This window comes from Pseudomonas sp. W2Jun17 (genome assembly GCF_023127795.1).
GTDB lineage: Bacteria > Pseudomonadota > Gammaproteobacteria > Pseudomonadales > Pseudomonadaceae > Aquipseudomonas > Aquipseudomonas synxantha_A.
In genome coordinates this window covers 234,247-250,054 of sequence record NZ_SPKO01000011.1, presented here as the reverse complement: position 1 = coordinate 250,054, position 15,808 = coordinate 234,247, and the positions used below count along the sequence as shown (strand labels likewise).

The following is a 15,808-nucleotide window of genomic DNA, read 5'->3' as shown; positions in this document are numbered from 1 at the left end:
GTTACCGCAGGAATGGATATGTACTCGGTCTGATCCAACATCCTGGTCGGCTGTCAGGCCGCCATCGGGGGCAAGCCCCCTCCCACAGGGGCCCGCGGTATACCGAAAAGTTGTGTAGATACTCATGCCCCTCCCACAGTTTAGTTTTGTGTTGGGTTGACGATCACAGTGCAGGTAATCCCGGCCGCCAACAGCACGCCCTCCGGCACTTCATCAATGTGAATCCGCACCGGCACACGCTGCGCCAACCTCACCCAGTTGAACGTCGGGTTCACATCGGCAATCAGCTCACGGCTCTCGGGGTTGTCGCGGTCGTAGATGCCACGGGAGATGCTTTCCACGTGACCCTTGAGTGTCTCGCCACTCATCAATTGCATATCGGCTTTATCCCCGACGTTGACGTGGGGCAGCTTGGTTTCTTCAAAGAAGCCATAGACCCAGAACGAATTCATATCCACCACAGCCATCTTCGCTTCACCGATACGCGCATAGTCGCCGCGATGCACGTTGAGGTTGGTGACGTAGCCATCCACTGCCGCCAGCACACGGGTACGTTTCAAGTTGAGTTCAGCGGCCTCCAGTTGCGCCAGGGCGTGCTGGTAATCGGCCAGGGCCGAGTCAGCGATATTACTGGCGTCGTCGCGGTTTTCCCTGGAGATTACCAGGGCGTCGAGGTCAGCGCGGCGGTGGGCGTTGAGCTTGCGCATCTCCCAGGTAGCCTTGCGTGAGGCCACCAGCGATTGAGCTTGCTTGACGGCGATGCGGTAGTGCTCGGGGTCGATCTGCATCAGCAGGTCGCCTTTTTTCACCAGTTGGTTATCGCGTACCGGCACGTCCACCACTTCGCCGGTCACGTCAGCCGCGACGTTGATGATGTCGGCGCGCACGCGGCCGTCGCGGGTCCATGGCGTTTGCATGTAGTGCACCCACAACGTGCGGCCAATCCAGATCGCGAGGGCCAGCACCAGCAAGGTCGCGAGCAGGCTGAAAAACTTTTTCATCGGGGCATTCTCAACGGTAGACGCTCAGCGCCAGGGCGCCGAACAGGCAAGCGAACAGGCTCAGGCGCAACAGCGCCGGGTGCCAGAAAAACCGGTACAGGTCGAACCCGGCCAGAAAGCGATCAATCGCCCAGGCCAGCCCGGCGGCGATCAGGAACATCAGGGTCATGGTCGGCATATAGATGCCATGAAATGCGATTTCACGAGGCATTCGAGGCTCCTTTGAGGGCCGCCAGTGGCGATTGCGGGTCGAGCAGCGAGGTGCGGATAAAGTGCAGGTAGCTCTTCACCCGGCGCAGGGCCGAGGTATCGAAGTGCGGGGCGAAAGGTTCGTCGGTGGCCTGCACGCGGCTGATCGCATGGTCGACGGCGATCAAGCCGCGCTCCAGGTTGCTGGCGCTGGGTTGCAGGAACAACCGCACCAGCGAACGGCCCATCACGCGGATTGCCTGGCGCCACGGCTGGGACTCGGCATAGGCCGGATGCACCGGCAGGATCGCCTGCTCCTTGCGCAACTCGATGATTGCGTGGCCGACCTCCAGCACCACGAACATCCAGCGCAGCAGGTCGCGTTGCACCTGCGGCTGGCCGGCCGCGAGGCCGTAAGCCTGGTGCAGCAGGTCGCGGGTACGGCTTTCAAAACTCGACGCCAGGCCCTTGAGCTTGCCGCTGATCGCATACACCACCTGCTCACGCAGGTCCTGCTCCAGGCGGCGCCACAGCCAGCGGCTGTTGGGTGGCAGGATGATCGCCCCCGCCGCCGCGCACACCAACATGCCGATGACCATGGCGATGTAGTCGTTGATAAAGGTGTAGGGGTTGTAGACCGTGAGGTTGTCCGGCACCGAGCCGGTGCTGAAGAAAATCAACAGGCCCACGCCGACACCGGCGTACTGCGGGCGGGAGGAAAGGAAAGCACCGAAGATGATCACCGGTGCGAGCATCACGCACAGCAGCGGGAAGCCGTCGATCCAGGGGAACACGAAGAACATTTCGACAAAGCCGACCAAGGCGCCGATCAGGGTGCCGCAGGCCATCTGGAACGCCATGCGCTTGGGGTTGGGTGTGGCGGCGGAGAGGCCCACCGTGGCCGCCGCGATCAAGGTCATGGTCGCGCCGCTGGGCCAGGCGGTGGCTACCCAGTAACTGCCCAGCACGATCAGGATAAACGAGGCCCGCACCCCGGCGGCGGCGCAGGCCAGCCAGTTGGTTTTTGGCGTATAGGCTTCGTGCCAGTCTTCCCGCGCATGGCGGTGGTCAGCCAGGGACGCGTGGGTTTGCGCGTAGTTGTGCAGGTCGTCGACGAAGCGGTACAGCAGCTCGTAGGCGGTATGAAAGTCCAACTGCTCGGCTTCGGTCGGGTTACCGTCCTGGAAGCTCGCCCGCAGGCTGCGCACCTTGGCAGGCAGGCCGTCCTTGTAGGCACTCAGTTGATTGACCAGGCGCGCGGCATCCGGGCTGGTGAGGGCGCGACCGGAGAAGCTGTCGAGCACTTCGGCCAGGTCTTGCAGGCCGGGTTTGATCGCTGCGACCACATGATCGGCCTCATCGGCACGCAAGCGTTCAAGCAACTGGTGCAAGGCGTTGAAGCGCGTGGTGATGCTCATGAATTCGCTGTTGAGGCGACTGAGCCGCCCGTTGCGTCGGCGCATGTGCGGGTCTTCGAACACGGTGACGCTGCGCAGCCCTTCCAGGCCCACGGCTTCGGCGATAAAGCGCACGTTACTGGCCTCGAACCCTTCGCGTTGGCTGCGCCCGCGCAGGCCGTCGGTGACGAACAGCGCGAACACGCCAAAGCGCTGGTACAGCGCGTTGCGCATGGCGGCGCTGGAGGTCTGCGGGAGGATGGCGGCGCTGACCACTGTCGAGCACAGAATCCCCAGAGAGATTTCCAGCACCCGCCACACCGCTGCCATAAAGGCGCCGTCCGGGTGAGCCAGCGCCGGCAGGCCGACCATCGCGGCGGTGTAGCCGGCAAGCACAAACCCATAGGCGCGGAAGTTGCGGTTGCGCGTAGCGCCAGCGGTACAAATGCCCACCCAGATCGCCAGCGCGCCGAGGAACAGTTCGGTGTTCTGTGCAAACAAGGCGATCAACAGCACCATCACCGCCGAGCCCGCCAAGGTACCGAGGAAACGGTAGAAACTCTTGGCGAACACTTGGCCGCTCTGGGGCTGCATCACGATAAACACGGTGATCATCGCGGTGCGCGGTTGCGGCAGTTCCAGGCGCATCGCCAGCCACAGCGTGAGGAACGCGGCGACCAGTACCTTGAAGATATACACCCAGGTCACGCCGTCGCTGCGTGCCCAGTCGAAAAAGCCACGGCGCCACTCAAGGGAATGCAACCAGCGCAGCGGTGCAGGCAAGGAAGTCATCGAATCCTACTCAGTGGTCGAACACGGCAAGTGCCGCCGGGGTCTTGCTCGGGAGGGTCTTGGTATCCAGGGGCACATCGTTGCCGGCACCAAGGCCGCCGCCCAATGCCGTTACCAGTTCGGCATGGGCACTCAGGCGCGCCGCCTGCACCTGTTGCTCGACCTGTTGCTGACGGAACAGCAGGGTCTGGGCGTTGAGCACATTGAGGTAGTCGGTGAGGCCACGCTGGTAGGCGATCATGGCGATGTCGTAGGTCTTCTGCGCCGAGGCAACCGACTGCGCGGCGAAAGCCGACTGCTTGTCCATGGACTCGCGGCGGATCAACTGGTCGCTGATGCCCTTGAGCGCATTGACCAGCGTCTGGTTGTACTGGGCGACCGCGATGTCATAGCCGGCACTGGCTTCGCCCAATTGAGCACGCAGGCGGCCGCCATCAAAGATCGGCAAGGTGATCGCCGGACCGACGTTGTAGTTGAATTTCTTGCCAGCCAGGAACTCCAACATACCGCCGCCCGTGGCCATGTAGCCGAGGCTGCCGACCAGGTCGACGTTGGGGTAGAAACCGGCGTGGGCCACATCGATGCCACGGGCCTGGGCCGCCACCTGCCAGCGGCTGGCGACCACATCCGGGCGTTGGCCGAGCAGTTGCGCAGGCAGGCTTGAGGGCAACTTCAATGGCGCGGCGAGGGCCAGGGTCGGGCGTTGCAACTGCGCACCCTCGCCCGGGCCTTTACCGGCCAGCGCCGCCAACTGGTTACGGCTCAGGGCGATTTCCTCGTCCAGGGCATCCAGTTGGCGATGGGTTTCCGGCAGCGGGGTTTCGGCCTGGCTGACGTCGAAGTGGGTGCCGATCCCGGCGTTAAGGCGTTTGTTGGCCAGGTCGAGAATCTGCTGTTGCTGGGCCAGGGTGGCCGCGGCGATATCGCGGTCGGCGTAATGCAACGACAACTGGATATAGGCGCGCACCACGTTGTTCTGCAGTTCGAGCTGGGCCTGACGTGCTTCGGCAGCGCTCATGTGCGCCAGGTCGACCGCACGTTCGGTGCTGTTGCTTTCCCGCCCCCACAGGTCGAGGGCATAACTCAGACCCAGGGACGAGTTGTTATCCCAGGTGTTGGCGCCGCTCAATTCGCCGGGGCCGTAGAACTGATCTTTCGGCCAGTTGTGGCGCTTGAGGGTGGTGTCGCTGTTGATCTGCAACGACTCGGCCGACTCCGCAACCCCGGCCAGCGCCCGCGCTTGCCGCACGCGTGCGGCGGCCACGGCCAGGCTGGGACTGTTCTGGGTGGCGAGTTCGACCCAACGGTTGAGCTGCGGGTCGCCGTAGGCTTGCCACCATTGGGCGGTGGGCCAATGGGCATCCTGGGAGGCGTCTTGAATGGCTTCATCGGTGGCCAGGGTATTGGCGTTGAGGGCCTGGCCTTGGGGGGCAATTCCTCCGGTTCCGATGCAACCGCTGATGGCTAACGATAAGGCCCAAACACTGAGAGTCTTCAGCTCTCTGCTGATGCGACGCGGCACGGCAAGCGAATTCCTGAGAGGTGTTGCGCAAGAGGTGGCGCAATTCTAGGCGGCGGCATGGAGGACGATAAGCTGGCATTCCTGTGAATCTTTGTTACCGTTCAGGCGATAATCCGTTGGTAGGGATCACTGGTCGGCGTAACTTTCTGTCACAATTTGTCATCTCCCTTGAGAACACTCCATGGACACTTTGCAAAACATGCGCGCTTTCAGTTGCGTGGCCGAAGCCGGCAGCTTCACCGCCGCCGCCGTGCAACTGGACACCACCACGGCCAATGTCTCGCGCGCGGTCTCCAACCTTGAGGCCCACCTGCAAACCCGCTTGCTCAACCGCACCACCCGGCGTATCGCGCTGACCGAGGCCGGTAAACGTTATTTGCTGCGTTGCGAGCAGATCCTCGCCTACGTCGAAGAAGCCGAGGCCGAGGCCAGCGACGCCCACGCCCGCCCTGCCGGGCAGTTGAAAGTGCACACCATGACCGGGATCGGCCAGCATTTCGTCATCGACGCGATTGCCCGTTACCGCCGCACCCACCCCGACGTGACCTTCGACCTGACCCTGGCCAACCGCGTACCGGACCTGCTCGACGAGGGCTACGACGTGTCCATCGTGCTGGCCAGTGAACTGCCGGACTCGGGTTTCGTGTCCCAGCGCCTGGGCATCACCTACAGCATTGCCTGTGCTTCCCCGGAATACGTCAAGGCCAAGGGCTGTGCACAGCGGCCGCAGGATTTGCTCAACCATGCGTGCCTGCGCCTGGTCAGCCCGGTGATCCAACTGGACAAATGGACCTTCAACGGGCCTGAAGGTCAGGAAAGCGTGGCGATCAACAGCTCGCCGTTCCTGGTCAACTCGGCCGACGCGATGAAAACCGCAATTACCAGCGGCATGGGCGTAGGCCTGCTGCCGGTGTATGCCGCCATCGAAGGGCTGCGCAACGGCACACTGGTGCGGGTGATGCCGACCTACCGCTCCCAGGAACTGAACCTGTACGCCATCTACCCTTCGCGCCAATACCTGGATGCGAAGATCAAGACCTGGGTGGAGTACCTGCGTGGTTCGTTGCCGGAAATTCTGGCGGCGCACCAGGCGGAGCTGGTGGCGTATGAATTGAGCGGTGGTTTAGGTGGTGCTCGCTTGAGTAATTGAGCCAGGCATGCGGTGACTGGTTTTGAACAGGTCACCGTATGCCTTGATAGGACGCATCATCTGACGGTGAAGGTCGTCCACTCAGAGGTTTCTTTGCCATCGATGAAGTAAAGACAAAGACCAAGCTCGTTTTTATGCAACTTTTCAATCTTTTCCTTGGGTACGGTAACAACGTAAGGTTTCACCTCTATCACTGGAACGGTCTCGTTATAGTCGCCATCCGAAGGCGTATTGCTGAACAAATATAAAACGAACTCCTGCCCCTCCAGCATAGTGTCGTAATCCACCCCAACCTTCAGCCCCGTCCCAGGTACATGGTCGACGAACAACTCGCCATTGACGATCAATTCGATTGTGGGAGCCTGCGGCAAAGCCTCGTCAGGCTCGTTGCGTGTTTTACCAGCGGCTAAAAAATCCCTGATTCGCTTTATCTCATCGTCGATATTCATAAGAGTGATCTCCTGTTTAACAAAGGCATCAACCCCTGCCTTGAAAAACGAGAATAGGCGCTCACGTATTGGCCGAACAGCTCGTAGTTTTCACAGTTGACAGGTATTAAAACCAATGGAAGAGAAGCAGGACCGATCAAAACCCTGCAAAATTCTTATCGGGAATGTTAGCGTGCTTGGCATTCTTCCGTAGTCGACGAGCCCGCCTGCCATGAAAAAGACTGTCCTGGCCTTCAGCCGCATCACCCCACCGATGATCGAACGCCTGCAACAGGATTTCGAGGTGATCGTGCCCAACCCCAAACTGGGTGATATCAACGCGCAGTTCAACGACGCCCTGCCCCATGCCCACGGCTTGATCGGCGTGGGCCGCAAGCTGGGCCGTGAACAGCTTGAAGGCGCGAGCAAGCTTGAAGTGGTGTCCAGTGTATCGGTGGGCTACGACAACTACGACGTGCCGTACTTCAACGAGCGCGGCATCATGCTGACCAACACCCCTGATGTACTCACCGAAAGCACTGCCGACCTGGCCTTTGCGTTGCTGATGAGCAGCGCACGCCGGGTGGCCGAGCTGGACGCCTGGACCAAGGCCGGTCAGTGGAAAGCCAGCGTCGGCGCGCCGTTGTTTGGCTGCGATGTACACGGCAAGACCCTGGGCATCGTCGGCCTGGGCAATATCGGCGCGGCCGTGGCCCGGCGTGGGCGCCTGGGTTTCAACATGCCGATCCTGTACAGCGGCAACAGCCGCAAGACCGCGCTGGAGCAAGAACTGGGCGCGCAGTTCCGTAGCCTGGACCAGTTGCTGGCCGAGGCGGATTTTGTCTGCCTGGTGGTGCCATTGAGCGACAAGACCCGTCACCTGATCAGCACGCGCGAATTAGGCCTGATGAAGTCCAGCGCGATCCTGATCAATATTTCCCGTGGGCCGGTGGTGGATGAACCGGCGCTGGTCGAAGCCCTGCAAACCCAGAAAATTCGCGGTGCCGGGCTGGATGTGTATGAAAAGGAACCGCTGGCCGAATCGCCGCTGTTCCAGTTGAGCAATGCCGTGACCCTGCCGCACGTCGGTTCGGCCACCGGTGAAACCCGCGAAGCCATGGCCAATCGTGCTTTGGATAACCTGCGCAGCGCACTGCTGGGCCAGCGCCCGCAGGACCTGGTGAACCCGCAGGTCTGGAAGGGCTGATACATAACCCAATGTGGGAGGGGGCTTGCTCCCGATGGCGGTGGATCAGTTGTACATCTGCTGACTGACACGCCGATATCGGGAGCAAGCCCCCTCCCACATTAGCAGTGCCCGACACAAAATCCGGTTAAAGCCCAGGCCAGCCGAGTCGATAACCTTCCATAGATGATCGTCATCCCTGATCCACAGAAGGTTTTTATGTCCACCACCAAAGCCCGCGCAGACTCACTTTCGCTTCTGCTCTTTACCCTGCGCAGCGGCAAGCTGATGGCCATCAACCTGTTGAAAGTCAGTGAAATCATTCCCTGCCCGCCGCTGACCAAGCTGCCGGAGTCCCACCCGCACGTCAAAGGCATTGCCACCTTGCGCGGCACCTCGCTGTCGGTGATCGACTTGAGCCGCGCCCTCGGTGAAATGCCCTTGCAAGACCCGGACGGCGGCTGCCTGATCGTCACCGACGTCAGCCGTTCCAAGCAGGGTTTGCATGTGCAGGCAGTGAGCAAGATCGTGCATTGCCTGACCACCGACATCCGCCCGCCACCCTACGGCTCCGGGGGCAACCGTGCATTTATCACTGGGGTAACCCAAGTGGAAGGTGGCCTGGTACAGGTGCTGGATATCGAGAAAGTCATCCACGGCATCGCCCCGGCACCGATTGAAACGGCGCCGACCGACCTGACCATGGAAGAAGCCGAAGTGCTCGGCAACGCCCGCATCCTGGTGGTGGACGACAGCCAAGTGGCCTTGCAGCAGTCGGTACACACCCTGCGTAACCTTGGCCTGACCTGCCACACCGCGCGCAGCGCCAAGGAAGCCATCGATGTGTTGCTGGAACTGCAAGGCACGGGCGAGCAGATCAATGTGGTGGTGTCGGATATCGAGATGTCCGAGATGGACGGCTACGCCCTTACCCGCACCCTGCGCGAAACCCCGGATTTCAAGGACCTATACGTGCTGTTGCACACTTCCCTGGACAGCGCGATGAACAGCGAGAAAGCCCGCCTGGCCGGTGCCGATGCGGTGCTCACCAAGTTCTCCTCCCCGGAGCTGACCAAGTACCTGGTCATCGCCGCGCAAACCGTGGCACAAAAGGGCCTGTAAGCAGTGGCCGAGTATTTCCAGCTGCTGCGTCGCGACCTCACGGGCAGCCTGCCCGCCCCGCAGTGGCCAGCGAATACGCGGCTGGATCATTACCGGGATGAATTGGCCCCGGCGATCCATGCCGTGTTGCGCATGACTCAAGACCAGGGCGGAGGCCGTGTCGCCAGCCTGGATGAATGGCGCCGACAGTTCGTGACCGATGCCGAGTGCGACCCGACGTTGTGCCTGGTCGCCATTAACGCCGACGGCATTCTCGGTGTCGCCCAGTGCTGGACCAGCGCCTTCATCAAGAACCTTGCGATACATCCTTGCGCCCAGGGCCAGGGGCTGGGGCGCGCCTTGTTGCTGCACAGCTTTCAGGTGTTCAAGCAGCGCGGCGAACCTTATGTCGACCTCAAGGTGCTGGAAAGCAACCTGCGTGCCCGGCAACTGTATGAAAGTGCCGATATGAGATTTGTCCTGCGCGACACTGTGCCCAAGGGCTGACAACCCCTGGCGCATAACTTGCTTCCAGAGTGCCGAGCGGTCGATAGAGGTAAAAAACCCGTCACCCCTCAAGCGTGCCCTCTGACCTAGCCTGGTGACAGATCCGCCATGAACACTCAGTTTTCTTGCGTAGGTTGCGGCAAATGCTGCAGCGACCATCACGTCCCCCTGACCCTCGCAGAAGCCCGTAGCTGGGCGGCGGACGGCGGTAACGTCATCGTCCTGGTCGAGGGTTTCCTCGGCAACGGCCTGGGCCTGCCCCTGCAACAACGTGAACACGCCGAGCGCCGATCGGTGATGGTGCCCAGCGGCACTACCGAGGCGTTTGTGGCAATCACCTTTGCCGCCTATAACGCCGGACGCTGCCGGAATCTTGACGAAGACAACCTTTGCCGTATCTATGAACGACGCCCACTGGTGTGCCGGATCTACCCGATGGAGATCAACCCGCATATCCCGCTGAACCCGAGTGCCAAGGATTGCCCGCCAGAATCCTGGGAACAGGGCCCGGCTTTGATCGTCGGTGGCGAGTTAATGGACAAGGAACTGGCTGAACTGATCGGCCGCTCGCGCCAGGCCGACCGTGATGATGTACAAACCAAGGAAGCGGTGTGTGCGTTGCTCGGCATTCGTACCACAGCGCTCAAGGGCGACGGCTTTACCGCCTACCTGCCGGATATGCAGGCGTTTGCCCAAGCTGTCGAGCAGGCAGTGGTCCAGCCGAGCATGGCCAATGAATGGGTGTTCCATGTATCCGGTATGGACATCGCCGAACAACTGCTGGACGCCGGGGCGCAGATTGCCACCGAAGTGCCGGCCAACTATGCGTTTATCTCGTTGCGGGCTGCCTGACCGCCGACGGGGATTTGACTGAGTCTGCTCCCGCATTGAGATCTATCTCGATCATGGAGTGGCAGGCGCTACATCCAGACCATAGGGCTGGAGGATGCGTTGGTATTCGCCGTTTTGCATCAGCTGTTCAAGCGCATGGTTCAGCTCATTGCGCAGCGCGGTATCAGGTTTGCGTACCGCGATAGCCACGCTGTTGCCCAACAAGCCCGATGACACCACAGGCCCCAGGAAACCGAAGTCCAGGCCGTCGGCGGTGTCGAGCAGCGCCTCACGGATCTCCACGGCACCTTGCAAGGTCGCATCGATATCACCCGACACCAGGCTCTGAATCAGTTGATCGTTGAGCCAGAAACTTCTGATGATCACCCCCGCCGGTGCCCACTGCGAGAGCGCAAAGGTTTCACGATTACTCCTGACCAACACCCCCACGCGCTTGCCCTTGAGCGAGCGCCGGCCAGGGAGCAAGCCTGAGCCTTTACGACCCACCAGGCGGGTGGTGATCGGGTAGAGGTCATCGGTAAAACTCACCCGTTGTCGGCGCCGACATGTCGGCGCCATACCCATGATCGCGTCGAACTGCCGGGCTTCGAGGGCCGGAAAATTTTCCATGACGACTTGGTCAACCCAGATACAGCGCACGTTGAGTTGTTCGCACAAGGCATTGCCCAGTTCGATGTTCAGCCCCACCAATTGCCCTTGCGGGTTGCGGCTCTGAAAGGGGGGGAAATGCGCGGCCACGGCGAAACGAATCTCGCGCCGCGGTTGAACATCGCCCGCAACGGCAGTCGTCGAGAGCAAGAAGGCAAGCACTGCACAGAGGTGTATCAGGGCCACGGGAACGTCCTTTTCCGGAAAGCTTACTCACTCGTCCCGATGGAGCGTCATCGGGACGAAGCAAACGCTGTGCAAGCTTTCAAGAATCGACCGCGGACCTACAAGTAGAAATATCGACAGGCGACGTAGGCAACAGCCTATAACGCGAGCTTCGATTTAGCCTTAACGTTTACCCATCGAACGGCGCGTGCCTGGGGGTGCCATGCCTGGGGTCTTGGTATGGCCGTTCTTGGCGCCGCCTTTGTACCAGGGCTGGCTGGCGTTTTTGGCGCCTGCCAGCTCACCCGGCTTGAAGGGGAACTTGAACGCCGGGATCTCGGCTTTTTCAGCACTGTCGGCGGTGGCCGAATCAACGAGGTCGGCCGCTTCAACAGGGGGTTGGGTGGGGGAAGTCATAGGGGCTCCGGCACAGCTATAGGTGTAAAAACGCGAGTATACGGGGCCGAGGCTGCCAGCAGTAACTTCAAGCGACAGGCTCACACAGCCTAACTGTCACGGCTGTCAGTTTGCCGTCACCGTGCTGACGGTGAAACAGCGCTATAAAGCAGCTTTCCAAACTCCAACGTGCAGTTTGCGCCGGCGTCCTCCTATGCAGATCAAACGAAACATGGCCCTGATAGTGGGTGCCCTCCTGATACTGGCTGTCGCAGCCTGGGCATTGACCCGGCCGGTCAAAGCACGGCTGGCGGCGCCTACCGCCATTCCCGTGCGGGTGGTGAGCGTGACGCAACAGGATGTTCCGCGGTTTGTCAGCGGCATCGGCTCGGTGCTGTCGTTGCACAATGTGGTGATTCGTCCGCAGATCGACGGCATCCTCACCCGATTGCTGGTCAAAGAAGGTCAGTCGGTGAAGGCCGGTGACCTGCTGGCGACCCTCGATGACCGCTCGATCCGCGCCAGCCTCGACCAGGCCAAGGCGCAACTTGGTGAAAGCCAGGCGCAGTTGCAAGTGGCACTGGTCAACCTCAAGCGCTACAAGGCACTGAGCATTGACGACGGCGTATCAAAGCAGACCTATGACCAGCAGCAGGCATTGGTGAACCAGCTCAGGGCCACCGTGCAAGGCAATCAGGCTGCGATTGATGCTGCTCAGGTACAACTTTCCTACACCCAGATTCGCTCCCCCGTCAGTGGTCGCGTGGGCATTCGCAGTGTGGATGAAGGTAATTTCCTGCGCATGAGCGACACCCAGGGGTTGTTCTCCGTCACCCAGCTCGACCCGATCGCCGTTGAGTTCTCCCTGCCGCAGCAGATGCTGCCGACCCTGCAGGGTCTGATCGCGGCGCCAACCCCGGCCAGCGTCGACGCCTACCTGGGCGCCGATACCGACGGCGACACCGGCCACCTGCTCGGCGAAGGCCACCTGAGCCTGATCGACAACCAGATCAGCTCCACCACCGGCACCCTGCGGGCCAAGGCCGAGTTCAACAACCCATCGCAAAAGCTGTGGCCGGGGCAACTGGTGACCATCAAGATCCAGACGGCCCTCGACAAGCATGTTCTAGTGGTGCCACCGACCGTAGTACAGCGTGGGCTGGACTCGCACTTCGTGTACCGGGTGAACGGTGATAAAGCAGAAGTGGTGCCGGTACAGGTTGCCTATCAGGACAGCGAGATCAACATCATCAAAGGCGTGCAGGCTGGGGACGTGCTGGTCAGCGACGGTCAGTCGCGGCTCAAGGCCGGCGCCCAGGTGGAAGTACTCAAGGAGCCACCACAGGTGATCCAGACCGCTGACGCCACGGTGCAACCATGAGCGGCAGCCGTTCGCCCTCGGCCTGGTGCGTTGATCACCCGGTCGCCACCCTGTTGTTGACGTTTGCCTTGGTACTGCTGGGGGTCATCGCCTTCCCACGCCTGTCCATCGCCCCGTTGCCGGAAGCGGAATTTCCGACGATCCAGGTCACCGCGCAACTGCCCGGTGCCAGCCCGGACACCATGGCCTCATCAGTGGCCACGCCCCTGGAAGTGCAATTCAGTGCCATCCCCGGCGTGACCCAGATGACCTCCAGCAGCGCCTTGGGCTCAAGCCTTTTGACGTTGCAGTTCACTCTGGAAAAAAGCATCGACACCGCCGCCCAGGAAGTCCAGGCCGCGATCAACACCGCCTCCGGCAAGCTGCCCAGCGATATGCCGAACTTGCCGACCTGGAGAAAGGTCAACCCGGCGGACAGCCCGGTACTGATCCTCAGCGTCAGTTCAGGCAGCATGCCCAGCACCGAGCTGAGTGATTATGTGGAAACCCTGCTGGCGCGCCAGATCAGCCAGATCGACGGCGTCGGCCAGATCAACATTACCGGCCAGCAACGCCCGGCGATTCGCGTGCAGGCCTCCCCCGACAAACTCGCGGCCATCGGGCTGACCCTCGCCGACATACGCCTGGCCATTCAGCAGTCGAGCCTCAACTTGGCCAAGGGCGCGATCTATGGCGAGAACAGCGTCTCGACTCTGTCGACCAACGACCAGCTGTTTCACCCCGAAGACTACGGCCAGTTAATCGTTTCCTACAAAGACGGCGCACCGGTTCAACTGCGCGATATCGCCAACGTCATCAATGGTTCGGAAAACGCCTACGTGCAAGCCTGGTCCGGCGATACGCCAGGGGTCAACCTGGTGATTTCGCGTCAGCCCGGCGCCAACATCGTCGAAACCGTCGACCGCATCCAGGCCGAACTGCCGCGCCTGCAAGGCATGTTGCCGGCCTCGGTGCAGGTCAGCGTATTGACCGACCGCACCAAGACCATCCGCGCCTCCCTGCATGAAGTGGAAATGACCCTGCTGATCGCCATCCTGCTGGTGGTGGCGGTGATGGCGCTGTTTTTGCGCCAGCTCTCGGCGACACTGATTGTTTCGGCCGTGCTGGGTGTATCGCTGGTGGCCAGTTTTGCCCTGATGTACGTGATGGGGTTCAGCCTGAACAACCTGACCCTGGTCGCTATCGTGATCGCCGTGGGCTTCGTGGTGGACGATGCGATTGTGGTGGTGGAGAACATCCATCGGCACCTGGAGGCCGGCCTGGGCCAGCGCGAAGCGGCGATCAAGGGGGCCGGCGAAATCGGCTTTACCGTGGTGTCCATCAGCTTCTCGCTGGTGGCGGCGTTTATTCCGCTGCTGTTCATGGGCGGTGTGGTCGGGCGGTTGTTCAAGGAATTCGCGCTGACGGCCACTTCGACCATCCTGATTTCGGTGGTGGTTTCGCTGACATTGGCGCCTACCCTGGCCGCCTTGTTCATGCGCGCACCGAGCCATCCTGCCCACGCCAAACCCTCCTTCAGCGAGCGCCTGCTGGCCGGCTACGCACGCAATCTGCGCCGGGCACTGGCGCACCAACGCAGCATGGCGGCGATCTTCGTGGTGACCCTGGCCCTGGCCGTGGTCGGTTATGTGTTTATCCCCAAGGGTTTCTTCCCGGTGCAGGACACCGGTTTCGTGCTTGGCACCAGCGAGGCGGCGGCCGATGTGTCCTACAAAGACATGGTCGCCAAGCACAAGGCCCTGGCGGACATCGTCAAGGCCGACCCGGCGGTGCAGGCGTTTTCCCACTCGGTGGGCGTCACCGGCAGCAACCAGACCATCGCCAACGGGCGCTTCTGGATTGCCTTGAAAGATCGCGGTGATCGCGACGTGTCCGCCAGCCAGTTCATCGACCGCCTGCGCCCGCAACTGGCGAAGGTGCCCGGTATCGTGCTGTACCTGCGCGCCGGCCAGGACATCAACTTGAGCTCCGGCCCCAGCCGCGCCCAGTACCAATACGTGCTCAAGAGCAACGACGGCCCGACGCTCAACACCTGGACCCAACGCCTCACCGAGAAACTGCGCAGCAACCCGGCGTTTCGTGACCTGTCCAACGACCTGCAACTGGGCGGCAGCATTACCCACATCAACATCGACCGCCAGGCCGCGGCCCGCTTCGGCCTGACCGCCACCGATGTCGACCAGGCGCTGTACGACGCCTTCGGCCAGCGCCAGATCAACGAGTTTCAGACCGAGATCAACCAGTACCAGGTGATACTCGAACTGGACAGCCAGCAACGCGGCAAGGCCGAAAGCCTCAACTACTTTTACCTGCGCTCGCCGCTGACCAACGAAATGGTGCCGCTGTCGGCACTGGCCAGGGTCGAGCCGCCCAGCGTGGGGCCATTGTCCATCAGCCATGACGGCATGTTCCCCGCCGCCAACCTGTCGTTCAACCTGGCGCCCGGCGTGGCCCTGGGCGACGCGGTGATCATGCTCGACCAGGCCAAGAGCGACATCGGTATGCCGAGCACCCTCATCGGCAACTTCCAGGGCGCGGCCCAGGCGTTCCAGAGTTCGCTGGCCAGCCAACCGTGGCTGATCCTCGCAGCGCTGGTGGCGGTGTACATCATCCTGGGTGTGCTGTACGAGAGTTTCGTGCACCCACTGACGATCATTTCTACCTTGCCCTCGGCGGGCCTGGGGGCGCTGATCATGCTGTGGCTGCTGGGCCAGGACTTTTCGATCATGGCCTTGATCGGCCTGGTGTTGCTGATCGGCATCGTCAAGAAAAACGGCATTTTGATGATCGACTTTGCACTGGAGGCCCAGCGCATGCGCGGGCTGACGCCGGAGGATGCAATTTATGAAGCCTGCGTCACGCGGTTCCGACCGATCATCATGACCACCCTCGCCGCCCTGCTCGGCGCGGTGCCCTTGATGCTGGGCTCGGGCCCGGGGGCGGAACTGCGTCAACCGCTGGGCATTGCGGTGGTGGGAGGCTTGCTGGTGAGCCAGGCGCTGACGCTGTTCACGACTCCGGTCATATACTTGTACCTTGAACGGACTTTCCACAGGCCCAAACCAGCGCTGGCGCTGGCGACCACACACTGAG

The 15,808-nt window shown here is 61.5% G+C and carries 14 protein-coding genes; 7 read left to right on the top strand and 7 right to left on the bottom strand.

Translation table 11 applies throughout. From position 1 onward, the window contains the following. Positions 1–140 precede the first annotated feature (140 nt). Genes E4O98_RS10125 through E4O98_RS10110 form a run of 4 tightly spaced genes read right to left on the bottom strand, consistent with a single transcriptional unit; the run spans position 141 to position 4,901 of the window. Positions 141–1,001, bottom strand: a complete 861-nt coding sequence (locus E4O98_RS10125; RefSeq protein ID WP_032877703.1) for an HlyD family secretion protein — start codon at positions 999–1,001, stop codon at positions 141–143. A gap of 10 nt (positions 1,002–1,011) precedes the next feature. Continuing rightward, entirely contained in the window at positions 1,012–1,212 is a 201-nt protein-coding gene (locus E4O98_RS10120) for a DUF1656 domain-containing protein (protein ID WP_005784982.1), read from the bottom strand. Further along, positions 1,202–3,379, bottom strand: a complete 2,178-nt coding sequence (locus E4O98_RS10115; RefSeq protein ID WP_248134874.1) for an FUSC family protein — start codon at positions 3,377–3,379, stop codon at positions 1,202–1,204. Before E4O98_RS10115 ends, E4O98_RS10120 begins: the two co-directional genes overlap by 11 nt. A gap of 10 nt (positions 3,380–3,389) precedes the next feature. After that, a complete protein-coding gene (locus E4O98_RS10110; protein WP_248134872.1) occupies positions 3,390–4,901 on the bottom strand; it encodes an efflux transporter outer membrane subunit in 1,512 nt (503 codons plus the stop codon). 181 nt (positions 4,902–5,082) lie between these two features. Here E4O98_RS10110 and E4O98_RS10105 point away from each other — a divergent pair, with 181 nt between their 5' ends. Then, positions 5,083–6,051, top strand: a complete 969-nt coding sequence (locus E4O98_RS10105) for a LysR family transcriptional regulator (RefSeq protein WP_032877708.1) — start codon at positions 5,083–5,085, stop codon at positions 6,049–6,051. A gap of 56 nt (positions 6,052–6,107) precedes the next feature. On the opposite strand, the gene E4O98_RS10100 is transcribed toward E4O98_RS10105, so the two are convergent. Beyond that, positions 6,108–6,500: a hypothetical protein gene (locus tag E4O98_RS10100; protein ID WP_103734608.1), complete on the bottom strand. Its 393-nt coding sequence runs from the start codon at positions 6,498–6,500 to the stop codon at positions 6,108–6,110. Between the two features lie 211 nt (positions 6,501–6,711). Here E4O98_RS10100 and E4O98_RS10095 point away from each other — a divergent pair, with 211 nt between their 5' ends. The 4 genes from E4O98_RS10095 (at position 6,712) to E4O98_RS10080 (ending at position 10,125) form a co-directional block, all read left to right on the top strand. Further along, positions 6,712–7,686, top strand: coding sequence for a D-glycerate dehydrogenase (locus tag E4O98_RS10095; protein WP_228309358.1), 975 nt, complete (start codon positions 6,712–6,714; stop codon positions 7,684–7,686). 198 nt (positions 7,687–7,884) lie between these two features. Then, a complete protein-coding gene (locus E4O98_RS10090; RefSeq protein WP_005784972.1) occupies positions 7,885–8,787 on the top strand; it encodes a chemotaxis protein in 903 nt (300 codons plus the stop codon). 3 nt (positions 8,788–8,790) lie between these two features. Then, on the top strand, positions 8,791–9,273 hold the full coding sequence (locus E4O98_RS10085) for a GNAT family N-acetyltransferase (RefSeq protein ID WP_032877712.1): 483 nt from the start codon (positions 8,791–8,793) through the stop codon (positions 9,271–9,273). 108 nt (positions 9,274–9,381) lie between these two features. Continuing rightward, positions 9,382–10,125: a YkgJ family cysteine cluster protein gene (locus E4O98_RS10080; RefSeq protein ID WP_103734610.1), complete on the top strand. Its 744-nt coding sequence runs from the start codon at positions 9,382–9,384 to the stop codon at positions 10,123–10,125. A gap of 51 nt (positions 10,126–10,176) precedes the next feature. On the opposite strand, the gene E4O98_RS10075 is transcribed toward E4O98_RS10080, so the two are convergent. Both E4O98_RS10075 and E4O98_RS10070 read right to left on the bottom strand, forming a co-directional pair. Next, positions 10,177–10,959 carry a transporter substrate-binding domain-containing protein gene (locus E4O98_RS10075; protein WP_248134870.1) on the bottom strand — a complete coding sequence of 261 codons (783 nt, stop codon included), beginning with the start codon at positions 10,957–10,959 and terminating at the stop codon, positions 10,177–10,179. 162 nt (positions 10,960–11,121) lie between these two features. Continuing rightward, positions 11,122–11,355: a hypothetical protein gene (locus E4O98_RS10070; RefSeq protein WP_005784964.1), complete on the bottom strand. Its 234-nt coding sequence runs from the start codon at positions 11,353–11,355 to the stop codon at positions 11,122–11,124. 193 nt (positions 11,356–11,548) lie between these two features. Here E4O98_RS10070 and E4O98_RS10065 point away from each other — a divergent pair, with 193 nt between their 5' ends. Both E4O98_RS10065 and E4O98_RS10060 read left to right on the top strand, forming a co-directional pair. Further along, positions 11,549–12,715 (top strand): efflux RND transporter periplasmic adaptor subunit, encoded by a 1,167-nt coding sequence (locus tag E4O98_RS10065; protein WP_103734613.1) that lies wholly within the window; start codon positions 11,549–11,551, stop codon positions 12,713–12,715. Continuing rightward, the gene (locus E4O98_RS10060) at positions 12,712–15,807 is read left to right on the top strand and encodes a multidrug efflux RND transporter permease subunit (RefSeq protein ID WP_248128061.1); all 3,096 of its coding nucleotides are present in this window, start codon (positions 12,712–12,714) and stop codon (positions 15,805–15,807) included. Before E4O98_RS10065 ends, E4O98_RS10060 begins: the two co-directional genes overlap by 4 nt. Position 15,808: the final 1 nt, after the last annotated feature.

Bases quoted from the DNA above. Each gene is read 5' to 3' on its own strand.
- E4O98_RS10060 (WP_248128061.1), top strand. From the start codon at position 12,712: ATGAGCGGCAGCCGTTCGCCCTCGGCCTGGTGCGTTGATCACCCGGTC.
- E4O98_RS10065 (WP_103734613.1), top strand. From the start codon at position 11,549: ATGCAGATCAAACGAAACATGGCCCTGATAGTGGGTGCCCTCCTGATA.
- E4O98_RS10080 (WP_103734610.1), top strand. From the start codon at position 9,382: ATGAACACTCAGTTTTCTTGCGTAGGTTGCGGCAAATGCTGCAGCGAC.
- E4O98_RS10100 (WP_103734608.1), bottom strand. From the start codon at position 6,500: ATGAATATCGACGATGAGATAAAGCGAATCAGGGATTTTTTAGCCGCT.
- E4O98_RS10095 (WP_228309358.1), top strand. From the start codon at position 6,712: ATGAAAAAGACTGTCCTGGCCTTCAGCCGCATCACCCCACCGATGATC.
- E4O98_RS10125 (WP_032877703.1), bottom strand. From the start codon at position 1,001: ATGAAAAAGTTTTTCAGCCTGCTCGCGACCTTGCTGGTGCTGGCCCTC.
- E4O98_RS10090 (WP_005784972.1), top strand. From the start codon at position 7,885: ATGTCCACCACCAAAGCCCGCGCAGACTCACTTTCGCTTCTGCTCTTT.
- E4O98_RS10105 (WP_032877708.1), top strand. From the start codon at position 5,083: ATGGACACTTTGCAAAACATGCGCGCTTTCAGTTGCGTGGCCGAAGCC.
- E4O98_RS10120 (WP_005784982.1), bottom strand. From the start codon at position 1,212: ATGCCTCGTGAAATCGCATTTCATGGCATCTATATGCCGACCATGACC.
- E4O98_RS10070 (WP_005784964.1), bottom strand. From the start codon at position 11,355: ATGACTTCCCCCACCCAACCCCCTGTTGAAGCGGCCGACCTCGTTGAT.
- E4O98_RS10115 (WP_248134874.1), bottom strand. From the start codon at position 3,379: ATGACTTCCTTGCCTGCACCGCTGCGCTGGTTGCATTCCCTTGAGTGG.